Source organism: Streptomyces lacrimifluminis, assembly GCF_014646095.1.
Lineage (GTDB): Bacteria > Actinomycetota > Actinomycetes > Streptomycetales > Streptomycetaceae > Streptomyces > Streptomyces lacrimifluminis.
Genome location: NZ_BMMU01000005.1, coordinates 173,347 through 186,141, shown reverse-complemented (window position 1 = coordinate 186,141; position 12,795 = coordinate 173,347). Strand labels below are relative to the sequence as shown.

At 67.2% G+C, this 12,795-nt stretch carries 9 protein-coding genes; all 9 read right to left on the bottom strand.

Annotated elements, in window-relative coordinates; all coding sequences use genetic code 11:
- Window positions 1–97: 97 nt before the first annotated feature.
- On the bottom strand, window positions 98–1,513 hold the full coding sequence (locus IEY89_RS10770; RefSeq protein WP_189147096.1) for a phage portal protein: 1,416 nt from the start codon (window positions 1,511–1,513) through the stop codon (window positions 98–100).
- Between the two features lie 53 nt (window positions 1,514–1,566).
- The gene (locus IEY89_RS10765; protein ID WP_229695143.1) at window positions 1,567–3,204 is read right to left on the bottom strand and encodes a terminase large subunit; all 1,638 of its coding nucleotides are present in this window, start codon (window positions 3,202–3,204) and stop codon (window positions 1,567–1,569) included.
- Window positions 3,205–3,244: 40 nt separating this feature from the next.
- Window positions 3,245–3,706 (bottom strand): phage terminase small subunit P27 family, encoded by a 462-nt coding sequence (locus IEY89_RS10760; protein WP_229695165.1) that lies wholly within the window; start codon window positions 3,704–3,706, stop codon window positions 3,245–3,247.
- Between the two features lie 831 nt (window positions 3,707–4,537).
- Window positions 4,538–4,870 carry an HNH endonuclease gene (locus tag IEY89_RS10755; RefSeq protein ID WP_189147093.1) on the bottom strand — a complete coding sequence of 111 codons (333 nt, stop codon included), beginning with the start codon at window positions 4,868–4,870 and terminating at the stop codon, window positions 4,538–4,540.
- Window positions 4,871–5,565: 695 nt separating this feature from the next.
- Entirely contained in the window at window positions 5,566–7,383 is a 1,818-nt protein-coding gene (locus tag IEY89_RS10750) for a recombinase family protein (RefSeq protein WP_189147092.1), read from the bottom strand.
- Between the two features lie 145 nt (window positions 7,384–7,528).
- Window positions 7,529–8,566, bottom strand: a complete 1,038-nt coding sequence (locus IEY89_RS10745) for an ABC transporter ATP-binding protein (protein ID WP_189147091.1) — start codon at window positions 8,564–8,566, stop codon at window positions 7,529–7,531.
- Between the two features lie 19 nt (window positions 8,567–8,585).
- Window positions 8,586–9,569, bottom strand: coding sequence for an ABC transporter permease (locus tag IEY89_RS10740; RefSeq protein WP_189147090.1), 984 nt, complete (start codon window positions 9,567–9,569; stop codon window positions 8,586–8,588).
- 190 nt (window positions 9,570–9,759) lie between these two features.
- Complete coding sequence (locus tag IEY89_RS10735) at window positions 9,760–11,544, bottom strand: ABC transporter substrate-binding protein (RefSeq protein ID WP_189147089.1); 1,785 nt, start codon at window positions 11,542–11,544, stop codon at window positions 9,760–9,762.
- A 105-nt stretch (window positions 11,545–11,649) separates the two neighbouring features.
- Window positions 11,650–12,678 (bottom strand): ABC transporter permease, encoded by a 1,029-nt coding sequence (locus tag IEY89_RS10730; protein ID WP_229695142.1) that lies wholly within the window; start codon window positions 12,676–12,678, stop codon window positions 11,650–11,652.
- Window positions 12,679–12,795: the final 117 nt, after the last annotated feature.

Sequence of the window (12,795 nt, the reverse complement as noted above, 5' to 3'; positions counted from 1 at the left end):
ACGTCCCGCCAAAGGGCTTGGACGGCTGCCACAACGCCCCGCGCGATGCTCTGCGTCTCCAAGTACCGGGCTGCCGCTAGCTCTGTCGCACGGCTCATTACGCGGCGTCCGGCAGCTCGTCCGCGGGCTCGTCCTGGTCGGGCTTCGGGCCGTACAGATCGGCGATGCTTCCGCCGAGAATTGCCGCGGCCTGGTCGTTGCGCATCCGCTTCCACCGGTCGATTTCGTCCGGGGTGACACCGGGAATCCGCTCCCACAGCGCTTCGTCCGGGACCCCGATGGACTTCAACTTGACCAGGGCATCCGAGTACTGCGAGTCCGAACGGAACTGAGGGTCACGCCACACCACGGAACCGAGCGCGAGGGAAGCCGCGCGCTTGTCCTCGCCGGCTGCCAGCGCTTCAAGCCGCATGATCTCGCGGAGCCCCGCACCGAAGTGCCGTTGGCGCTCCATGACCTTTGCGACTAGCCCGGCTTCGGAAGCCGCGAGAGCGTCCGCCGAGACGTTGACGAGCTGCCCCGTCAGGTACGTGGCGGGGGTGCGAGTCTGTGAAGCGATGTGTTCAACCGCAGCGTCAATGACCTTGAGATAGTTGCCGAGATCAGCGGCAGAGAACTCCGCGATACGCGCGGTGTCCTTCTCCAGCCACAGCAGACGGTCCGAACGGAACCGGTCTAGCGGCTCGTCCTCCTCGCCGACGACTTCCCCGGACTCCGGGTCAACGATCTCCCGTACGGGCCGGTCCATGCCGAGCACCGCCCGAGCCGGAAGCGCTAGATAGTCGCTCGCGGTCATCAGGTGGGCCCACAAGGTGTTGACCGCATCCTGTAGCGGCAGCACCGTCACAAGCTCGGAGCGCGGTTTTCCGTGCAGCCGTGCCCGGTTGGGGAGTTCGACCAGGGGCACCACACCGAGCCGGTTGGGAACGTGTGAGGGCTCGCCGCGGGACAGTCCCACGGTGCGGCCCGTCCACTCCTGACTACGCCCTCGCCGCTGCCACCGGTACACCATGTCCGGGGTGAACAGCGTTGCGAACTCCCATTGCCCGTCACGCCACGTCTTGAGCCCCGCCGAGCGGAGCCGACGACGACCAGGCACATAATCGACAATCGCGTTCGCGGCGTGCTCGAACGTGATCTCTGTCGTGATCCCGTCCGGCTTCCACACCAGGGCATAGGACCGACCGGTAATCAGCGCTTCCAACAGCGCTAGACCGATCTCAACATCACATTCCGAGCGTCGCCATGCCTTCCCCGCAGCGTGATCAATGGACCCGTCTTCCAGCCGGAAGCCGATCGGCATCAGCCGCTCAACGGTGGCGTCCGGAACGGTCGCGCACCAGTTATCGGAAAAGTCCTTGAACAGCTCCCCGGCTTGGGCGTTGAACTCGGGGCTCGCGAACAGCAGCGGCCGTTTACCCTCGTACGCGTCCGACCACTTGCGGGCTTCGTTCTTCCGGCGCTCAATCTTCGCGCGGAGCCGGACAGTCATCTGTAGCGGAGTCTCCGCCATGCATCCCCCCTTGGGCATGAAAAAGCCCCGTCGGCAGGAACCCGAACGGGGTGTTAGGCACTCGCAGCGCGAGGACGTTTCAGCGGTCTTCGCACGTAGCCGTCCAGTGCCATGACCGCAGCGGCGATGCCGTCGATACGGGCGGATGACTTCCCGCGGTCCGGCTTGACCGGTCGCATGTTGTCGTTGCCGTCCCGGTAGACCTCCACCACGGACGCGTTCCAGCGGAGCACCGGGTTACCCCCGTGACGTATCTGCCCCTCGCGCAAGAGACGTTCAAGTTCCTTGCAGCCGGGCGACATGCCCAAGTAGGTCTGTGCGATCGGTACGACGTCGACTCCGCGCGTCTTGGCCTCGATGCGCTGGACGAGCTGCCCGGCAAACATCCGGTCATAGCTGATCCGCTGGACGTCCAGCCGGCGACAGTCCTCGATGATCTGTTTCTCGATGGCGTCATAGTCGATGGCGTCGCCCTCAGTGAGGGTGAGCAGACCATCGGCAGCCCACTGCCGGATGGGTACCTGTAGCTGTTGCTCCAACTCGTCCGCGCGTTCCTCGGGCAGCCAGAACCGTGCGATCAGTTCCAACTCGACACCGGGCACGCGGGATTCGACCGCGAGCACCCACGCCGAGAGATCGGACACCGCGGAGAGGTCGACCCCGCCCCATGCCCGCCGGTACCGGAACGACGCGTCGTTGACCGGTCCGTTGTTCGCGTCCCACAGAGACAGCGGCAGCCACCGTGAGGCAGCCCGCATCCGGCGATTGAGGGACAAGCGGCAGAACGTCGGGAAGTAACTCGGCGTGCTCCGCGCCTTGTTGGCCTCACGGCGCATGTACGCGAGTGAGGGGGATGCACCCAACCCGGGGTTGGCCTTACGCCACGTGCTCTCGGCGAACGGGTCGTCTGTCTCTTCCGCTGCCCAGATGACTCCGTAGTGACCGGGGTCGGACACGATGCCGTCCGCACAGCGGCGGGTGTACGTGTGTTTCTCGTCGTAGATGCTGCCTTCGGTGCCCTCATCAGCGGTCGTGATGTAGATGACGAGCGGCTGATCACGCGCGCCGGTACCGGTCTCGATGGCGTCGATAAGGTCCCGCCGCTTGTGCACGTGGACCTCATCGACGATCGCCCCGGACACGTTCAGCCCGTGGGCGGTCTCGGCAATCTTGGACAGTGCACGGAAGATGCCGCCCGTCCGCGGAACACGGATGAGCCCTCGCAGAACCTCTACGCGGCCCCGTACGGCTCGGGAAGTCAGAGCCATACGCTTAGCGTCGTCAAAGACGCGTTCGGCTTGTGGAAGCGATCCGGCAGCCGCGTATACCTCCGCCCCGATCTCCCGATCCGCGAGCAACAGCACCAGACCGATGCCGCTGGACAAGGTGGACTTGCCGTTCTTCCGCGGAACCTCGATCCACGCCGAGCGGATGACCCGCACCGCGCGCCCCAACTCAGGGTCATAGGCGAGCCAACCGAAGATCGGGGCGATAACCCACACCACTTGCCAGGGTGCCAGCCGCAGCTTCGCGTTACCCCAACGGCCTTTGGTGTGCTTGAACGACTGGATAGCGTCGATGGCTCGCCGAGCGGCTGCCACGTCGAAATATGCGCCCGGTGCGTCCGCTGCCTGTTGAGCAACGACCAGCGGGCGGGACTCCCGCGCTTCGGCTATCTCGTCCTCGGACAAGCCGAGTTCGTACAGCGCGTCCAGCGGGACGGGCAGAGCGTCAGTCGAAGATCCCGTCATCCTCGCCCCCGCGGTCATCCGGCGGTGTCAGCCGGCCACGGGCAGACGGGGACAAGCCGAGTTCTCCGATGTACCGGGCAAGCTGAGTGCGGTACTGCCCGACGATCGTGGTAGCGCCGTTCTTCTGCATCCCGCGCTCGCCCTGCATGAGAATCCCGTTCGCGGAAATCTCGCGCTCGCACTGGTCGATACGGGCGACGCAAATGCAGTAGTCCGTGAGCGTGGCGGTGTCCACGGTGCCGATACCGGCCGTGAACTCCAGCACGGGGACGACTCGTTGCCACTCGCGGGAAGCGACTTCCCGGCACCGGGCGTTCACCGCGCCCTGGTCTCCACCAGCGTCCCCGAACGTGTCCAGCCAATCGGGCTCGGACAGCTCGGCGGGCGGAACCCGCACCCCCTCGGAAACGGGGCGCTTGCCGGGGTTCCCCTCGCGGATCACCTGCAACGGCGGTGTCTTACGCGTTGGGTCTGCCATTCCCTCACCCCTCCCATGGGTCGTGAGCTGGTCATGTGGGCAGCGCAGAGCCCCGCGCAAAGGGCGGTAGCTGCGGCGCAAGTTTTTTGCCTCCCTGCCGTTCTTTTGGGGCGAGGGAGGGGGGTCACGCCCTGGTCGGGGGCTCGGGCAAGCGCGGCTTGACCCGTTCGGAAGCCCAACCGCCGGGCTGGTGCTTCGCGGTCTCGCGGTTATGGCACGTCGTGCACAGCGGACGGAGACAAGAGAACGCATCCGGATTGGCGACACCCCGAGCGACCAGCGCACGCCGTGACTCGGGGAAGTGGTCGGCAACGGTCGCTGTCTTGCTGCACAGCACGCACCACGGATGCGCGTAGAGGTAACGGCGCCGGATGCGCTCCCATCGGACCCCGTATCCCTTGGCCGTGGTCGTCCCTCGCTGCTGCTCCGCTTCCTTGGCGTGCTGGGGGCAGCGTCCGCCCGTGGTCAGTTCCGGGCAGCCGGGTACCGAGCAAGGGGGGCGGGGCCTACGCGGCATGGGGGATCACCTCCTAGCCACGAGGGGGGATAGCGATTAATAGGGTGGCGAACGGTGGCGAAGTGCCGCCCCCCAAGTGGGCACAGGGTTCGATTAGACGCAGAGCCCGAACCGTCGACAGGGAGCACACGTGACCAGCCAGCGAGCAAAGCCAAAGCCCGTAGCCCCCTACTTCGAACTACGCTGCGGTGCACTCCACTTGACGATTCAGCGTGCCCCGGTGCGACTCGCCACGCTCTGCGTAACCGTGCTCGGTAGCGGGGTCACAGCGTGGCTCACTAGCCGCTAAAGTCCTCGCCCGTCTTGTCTATATGGCAGCCGTGGCAAAGGGGTTGAACGTTCGTGTCCGTGTCCTCGCCACCGAGGGCGAGCGGCTGCACGTGGTCCACATCCACCACGTCCGCGAGGACGAGCGACCCGCACCGCGCACAGCGAGCACCACCACGGGCACCGACCAAAGCGCGGAGCCGAGCGGCCCCCGAGAACACCCGGACCAGCACCGCACGGCGGACTCGCCGAGCACGGACCGAAGCACGCCGTTCGTAGAGCTGGTGGTGACCCTCGCAGCGGCCCCGGTGAGTGGCGGGCTCGGTGCAGTCAACACACCGCATGCTCACCCCCTGGTCGTCGTCCTGGTGCTCGTTGTTGCGTGCCCACCCCCGGACTTGAACCGGGGAACTCTGCGGCCGACATCCCCGAGTCGGGGCCGGTACCGCGCACCTCTTCCGTTGGGTCAGTGGGCTTGGCGTTCGTCCTCGCCGGCTCGGCCGGTCCGGACATGGTGGGGAGACCACACGGGCTTACAACCCGTTTCAGCGACTCGCGGACGAGCCGGTTACTCATGGGCGGTGTGATCTCCCCGCGCTCTGCCTCACGACCCCTGCGGCCACCCCGAACGGGTGCGTGGTGCACGGGCAGAGCTGTTGGTGAGGGTGGGCACTCGGTCCGCCGTTTCCGGGCTAGCGGGGTGCGCGGTAGTCCCTGGTCCCTCTCTCGGAAGTAGTAGGGACGGAAGGTCTCCCGCCCTCGGGGCGTCGGTCCCGCTCGTCCACTTGCTTCCGGGAGTAGTAGGGACGGAAGGTCTCCCCGCCGTTCGGGGCTATGACGGGATGACGGTTCGGATGCCGTTTTGGTTTTCTCTCTATTTTTCTATGTGCATTCAAAAAAGTAGGTCTATCCGTCATACCGTCATGGGCTGTCCGCTGGTCGCGCTGCCTGCCCGGAGCCCCGAGGGTCCACGTGCGGGCACAAGGCAGCCCCGGCGGTCACAGGGACTACCGGGGCTGTCTCGGGGCCGTACAGGGGGCTAGGCGAGGACCGGAACCCGCTCGGGCACCAGCTCGGCAACGGGCTCGGGATGCTCTCGGGCAGGGTCGGCAACAGGCTCGGCGAGGGTGTGCACCGGTTCGGCCGTGGTCTGCGCGAGCCGTGCCACGACACCGGGTATTGCGGGCATGTCCGTGCGGTTGGCTTCGGCTGTCACGTCCGCAGCGGCTACGGCCACACCTTCCGCGGCGGGGTCCAGCTCACCCGTCATGGTGAAGTCCACGCGGGACGTGTCCAGCTTCCGCCATCCGCCACGGGTGCCGCGCCGTACGTCCAGCCGCACCCCCGCTTCAATGAGCATGGCTCGTCGGCCCGCTGTGTCTGCGGCTGTCCACTCGTCCGCGAACGTGCGGCCCGTGGGGGTCACGACGCGTTGCGGTTGGACCTTTTCGCGGGTCTCCAGCTCGGCTATGCGGTTGTCCAACGCGTCCGCACGTTCCTGCCATGCCTGCCGCGCGTGCCGGGACTTCTGGCGTCCCTCTTGCTTCTGGTGTTCCTCGAACTCGGCGAGGGTGGCGCGTAGCTCGGGCTCGGGGTCATAGCCCGGAATCTCGACTACGTGTTTCGTCTGGATCGGTCCGACCAGTCGCAGGAACTCGGCGGTTACGTGCTCGTCCACCCAGTCACCCCGGATGTGCGCGGGAGCGTCGCAGTTGCCGCCCCGCGCGTGAAAGTTGCACTTGTAGACAGGGGCTTGGTTCTTCTTGCTCTTCTGCTTGTTCAGGTACATGCGGCCCCCGCACGAGTCGCAGTGGATCACGCGCAACAGAAGCGCGTCGGTGTCCGTGCGGTCCCCGTTCTCGATGCTGCGCGAGCCGAGCAGTGCGCCGATACGGTCGAACTCTTCCCGCGTCATGATCGGTGTCTCGGTGCTCATGATCGGGTTGCCCTGGTCGTCCCGGACGGGCTTGCCCTGGTGCATCTTCCACCCGAGCAACGTCGGGTTCTTGAGCATCCGGGTTAGCACGGTGGGGTTCCAGTTGAACGCGTCTCGGATGAGCCCCTTGGCTCCGCCGGGCCGTCCACCCTTGGCACGGTTCTGCTTCACTGCCCAGTGATCACGCGGGCTCGGAACCTGGTCCTCATTGAGCCCGATGGCCACGGCGGAAGCGGTCTTGCCTTCCAACAGCTCTCGAACGATTCGCTCAATGATCAGTACGGCGTCCGGGTCGGGTACGAGCGTCCAGCCGACCCCGCCGTGTTCCTCGGGCATGGGGGCGGGCATGCAGCCGTACGGGGGCTTGCCGCCACCCCGCCACCGAAGCGGCATCCGGCGCATGGCTGCCATGGCTCCGGTTACTCGGTCGCTGATGCTCTGCGACTCCACTTGGGCGGCAAAGGCAAGCATCATCATCATGAGTTCGGACATGGGGTCCATGGGGTTGCGGAAGTCGAACACCAGCCGACCCCCGCCGATGCCCTCGGCAAAGACCAACATCTTGCGGTGTTGCTTCGCCCACTTCGCTAGGTCGTGCATGTCGCTCATGGACCGGATGGCACGGTCGAAGCGCCACCAGACAAGCGCGTCGAACTCGTCGGGACGGGCGAGCCACTGCCCGAGCGCGGGACGGTCGAACGGGGAAACCTTGCTCGCGGACACGTCAAGGTCCACGGCTTCGCGGAGCCCGTCACCCTCGCCGAACACGATATTGAGCGCGCCCGCCGCTATGTCGTCGGCTTCGCGCTGCCGCTCGGGGCTGGTGGTCTCGTCAGTGAGTACAGAGAGCCGGACGCACCGCACGCCCCGTAGCGTCTCGATGTGGACCGTCCCGGCTAGGGGGTTGCGAGTGGTCGTCATCCCCTCGGTAGGGACGGACGGTTCCCCGCTACGGGGCTTGACCAGGGACGATGCCACCATGGCGACACTCCAGAACTGCTAGAACGGAGTGTTGGGAGACCCCGAGGGCAACGAGTTCTGCGTGGAGCGCGGGGAGTCGGGCTGATCAGCAGACCTGCGCGGTGACGTAGTCCGCGTGGAACTCCGTGCGCTGCACCCGCGTCAGATGGCAGGCCGCGCCATGGGCGGGCGTACGGGGCAGGAGCGGGCGCTCGGTCGCGCAGCGGTCCGTCGGGACCTGCTCGGTGAACGCGCAGCGCGGGCGGAAGCGGCAGCCCGGGAGCGGGTCGAGGAGCGACGGGGGAGTGCCCGGGATCGGGGACAGGGGGACGTCCACCGGGGCGCGCAGTGTCGGCATCGAGTCCAACAGGCCCCAGGTGTACGGGTGTTGGGGTGCCCTCAGGACCTCGGCCCGGGTGCCTCGCTCCACCGCCCGGCCCGCGTACATCACCAGGATGTCGTCCGCCACACGGGAGATGACGCCCAGGTCGTGCGTGATGAAGACGATCGAGGTGCCGAACTCCTGCTGGAGGTCCCCCAGCAGGTCCATGATCTGGGCCTGCACCGTGACGTCCAGGGAAGTCGTCGGCTCGTCGGCGATCAGGAGTTCGGGGTCGCACACCAACGCCATGGCGATCATGGCCCGTTGGCGCATACCGCCGGAGAACTGGTGGGGGTAGTCGTCGGCGCGGAGTGTCGGCTGTGGGATGCCGACCCGCCTCAGCATCTCCACCGCGCGTGCCCTGGACTCCCTCCTGGACGCGCCCGTGTGCTTGGCGTACGTCTCCGCGATCTGCCGGCCCACCGTGTGGAACGGCGACAGGGACGCCAGCGCGTCCTGGAAGATCATCGCCATCCTGCTGCCGCGGAGTTTCTCCAGTTCTCGTTCCCGCGAGGTCAGCAACTCCGTGCCGTCCAGGACGATCTCGCCGGACAGCGTCGTGCGTGTGCGGTCGTGCAGGCCCAGGATCGCCAGGTTCGTCACCGACTTGCCCGAGCCGGACTCGCCGACGATGCCCAGGGTCCGGCCGCGCTCGACGTCGAAGGACAGGCCGTCCACGGCTCTCACCACAGCGTCGTCGGTGGTGAAGTGCACCTTCAGGTCCCGTACGGACAGGAAGGGTTCGCGCGGGGGATCAGGCACTAAGGTCACCGAAGTCCCCCTACGCCAGCCTGATCCGCGGGTCGATCAGCGCGTACACCGCGTCCACCACGATGTTCGCCACGACGATCGCCGCCGCGGCCACCAGGACCACCCCCAGCAGCAGCGGCAGGTCGTTGTCCCGTACCGCCTTGATGGACAGGGCGCCGATGCCGTGCAGACCGAAGGTCTCCTCCGTGATGATCGCGCCGCCGAGCAGATAGCCGATGTCCAGGCCCAGGATCGTGACGATCGGGCCCATCGCGCCCCGCCAGGCGAACCGGAAGAACACCGTGCGGCGGGACAGACCCTTGGCGCGGGCCGTACGGACGTAGTCCTCGGCGAGGGTCTCCACGAGCTGGGAGCGGGTCATCCGGGTGTAGTTGGCGGTGAAGATGATCGCGAGGACGAACCAGGGCAGCAGCAGGCCCTTGAACCAGGCCGCCGGATCCTGGGTGAAGCCGACGCTGTCCTGGGGGCGGGGGAGGATGCCCCACTGGTCGGAGAGGTAGTACATGGCCACCACGCCGACGATGTAGATCTGCAGGGACGAGCCGATCAGCGAGACCGACGACGCGATCTTGTCCAGGGCCCGGCCCTGCTTCACCGCCGCGAGCATGCCCGTACCGACGCCGAGGACCACGAACACCACCGTGCTGCCCAGCGCGAGGGAGAGCGTGGTGGGGAAGCGGTTGGTGATCAGGCCGAGGACCGGTTCGTGGTTGGTGAACGAGTAGCCGAGGCAGGGCGCCGCGCAGTGCCCGAGGCCGGTGTAGTCGCGGCCCACGAACACACCCGCCAGCCAGTGCCAGTACTGCACCGGCAGCGGTTCGTCGATGCCCAGGTTGCGACGGACGAGCGCGAGCGTCTCCGGCGTGCAGAGCTTGCCGCAGGCGCTGCGGGCCGGGTCGCGCGGGGCGACGTAGAAGAGGACGAAGGTGATCGCGCTGATGACGAGGAGGATCATCAGCGCGCTGAGCGTCCGGCGGAGGATGAAGCGGAACATGGCGATCGGATTCCCTGGCGGAACCCCCGGCACCGGTCCCTGATGGGCGGTGACCGATGCCGGAGTGGTCGGGTGGGCGGGATGGGGCGGCCCGTAGGGGGGCGCCCCCGAAGGGGCGCGGGGCTGTATCGATGTGCGGCTCCGCCGCGGGGCGCGACCAGCCCCCACTGGCCCCCAGCAAAAGAACCGCCTACGACTTCGCGTACAACTTGTAGAGCACGAACGACGAGTTCAACGGGTCGTACTCGGCACCGCCGACCTTGCTGCCGTACAGATAGAAGCGGCGCTGATACGTCTCGGGGATGATCGGTGCCTCCTTCTCCATGAGCTCCTTGTCCAGCGCCGCCCACGCCGCGTTGGCCTTCGTCGGGTCGGTGAGGGAGGCGGCCTTGTCGATCGCCGCGTCGACCCAGTTCACCTTCAGCTGCGAGACGTTGTTCGCGCCGTTGGCGATCGTCCGTCCGTCGAAGAGGGGCTGGAGCATGGTGTAGCCGGTGGGCCAGTCGGGGGACCAGCCGAACCACATCACGTCGAAGGAGTTGTCGACCTGCTGGATCTGGTCGTAGTAGCTGGTCGACTCCACCGGCTTGATCACCGGGTCGAAGCCCGCCTCCTTCAGGGCGTTGGCGATGACGACCTTCGTCTTCTCGTAGGCGTCGTTGCCGCCCTGCGGGTAGGTGTAGACGATCTTCTGGCCGAGCTTGCCGGCCTCCTTCAGCAGCGCCTTGGCCTTCGCGGTGTCGCCCTGTGGCTTCGTCAGCTTGCCGTAGACGTCGAACTTCACCCGGCCCGCCATGTCCGGGCCGAGGATCGTCGTCGCGTAGTCGCCGGCGGAGGGACCCCCGTAGATGGTCCGGATCTGCTGCAACGGCCAGGCGTAGTTGAGCGCCTGCCGGACCTTCAGGTCGGTGATCCGCCTGCAGTTGATGGCGTAGTAGTACAGGCCCGTCAGCAGTCCGTCGACGGTACGGCTCTTCAGCGCGGGCGTCGTCAGTACCTTCTGGATGCGCTCGGCGGGTACTCCGCTGTACGCCATCACCGCGTACTGGTCGGTCCCGGAGTCCGCGATCAGCCGGTCGGTGCTCTGGAGGGACTCCGGACCGAACTCGAAGGCGAACGAGTCCGGGTAGGCGTTGCGGATCGGGTCGGTCGCCGGGTCCCAGTGGGTGTTGCGGACCATCGTCAGCGACTTGTCGACGGAGTGCTGGGAGAGCCGGTAGGGCCCGCAGGAGAACGGGTCCTTGTCGTACTTCTCCTTGGTGTCGTGCTTGGCGGACACCGCTCCGTACGACTGCATGGCCAGCGTCCAGTTGAGGTCCGGGCGGGCCGTCTTGAGGTGGAAGGTGATCGTCTTCTTCGCGGTGTCCGTGACGACCGAGTCGAGGTGCTTGCCGCTGTACGGGCCCTTGTAGACCGAGCGGAAGTCGTTGGTGCCGGTCAGCGCGGCCTGGAGGTAGGTGGCACCCTCGGTGGTGAAGCTCGCGAAACCGCGCTCGATGCCGTGCCGTACGTCGTCGACGGTCAGCTCGCTGCCGTCCTCCCACTTCAGCCCGTCCTTCAGGGTGAAGGTCCAGGTCTTGCCGCCGTCCGCCATGGTGCCGGTGTCGGTGGCGAGGTCGCCGACGAGCTTCATCGCGCCGCCGTCGACGCGGTAGCCGGTCAGGCAGCGGATGTAGAGGTTGCCGACCTCGGAGTTCCACGAGTAGTAGATGCGCTGCGGGTCGAGGTGCGAGAAGTCCTGCGGGCCGATCGGCCGGATCGTGCCGCCCTTCCTCGCCCCCGGGATCTCCGGCGCGGGCCCGGTGGAGTCCTCCTTGGTGCCGATGGTGACCGACGAGTACTTGCCGGTTCCGGCCGCGTCGCCGCCCCCCGACGTACCGCCGCCCCCGCCACCGCTGCTGCACGCGGACAGGACCATGGAGCCGCCGGCGGCTACCGAGGTGGCTATGACGAAGTTTCTGCGGGAGAGAGACATGGGGTGTCCTGCCTGAATCAGGGAGAAGGGGTGTTTCCCGGTGGTTCCGGATTTCCTGCGGGGCGGTGCGAGGCCGGTGCGGGGCGGTGATGGGGGCGCTGCTGTTCAGCGCCTGGTCTTCGGGTCCAGTGCGTCGCGCACGGAGTCGCCGAGGAGGTTGAAGGCGATCACGAAGATCACCATCGACAGGCCGGGGAAGAGCATGTAGGTGATGTCGTTCTGGTAGACCTGCGCCCCGCGCTGGATCATCACGCCCCAGTCGGGCGTGGGGTCGCTGAGCCCGACCCCGAGGAAGGCGAGCGCCGCCTCGGTGGTGACGTACATGGGCAGCGCGAGGGTGGCCTGGATGAGGATCGGGGTCCACAGGTTGGGCAGCAGCTCCCGGAAGATGATCCGGGCCGGGGAGGCGCCGGTGACCTTGGCGGACTCCACGAACTCCCGCTCGCGCAGGGCGAGTACCTCACCGCGCAGCAGCCGGGCGATGGGCGCCCAGCCGAACGCGGTCATCACGGAGATGAGGCTGACGACGGTCAGCCAGGTCGGGGTGTTCTCCTCCGGCGACACGAAGACGGAGATCATCACCGGCCAGAAGGCGATGAAGAACAGGGTGGAGGGGAACGCCAGCAGGATGTCGATGACCCGGCCGACGAAGCCGTCGATCCGCCCGCCCAGATAACCGGCCGTGAGACCCACGGCGATGCCGAACAGGGTGACCAGCACGGTCGTCACCGTGGCGATGAGCAGCGAGTTGCGGATGCCGTAGAGCAGCAGGGTGAAGACGTCCCGGCCGAGCTGCGGCTCGACCCCGAACCAGAAGTCGCCGCTGATCCCGCCGTTGGGCCGGATCGGGAACCCGAACTCGTTCAGCAGACCGGTGCCGTTCTGGCCGTAGGTCGTGTACGGGTCCTTGCCGTAGACCGTGGCGATCAGCGGGGCCGCGATGCCCGCCACGAAGAACAGCACGACCACGACGGCCGAGACGACGCCGGTGCGGTCGCGTCGGAAGCGCAGCCAGGCGATCCGCCCCGGCGAGCGGCCGGTGCCGCCGCGGACCGGCGCGGACGGCGTCGGCGGTACGGCGCCGGGATCGGCCGTCACCCGGGGTGCGGTGGCGGAAGACAGAGGCGAGGTCATGGTGCTCCAGGCCCGGAGTGGTGAGGGGCCCCGCGTACAGCAGAACAGCGGGCTGAACGCGACTTTTCAGCGCTGGTTCAGTCGGCGTCAATGTTTCCATGACGCCTTTGATCTGGA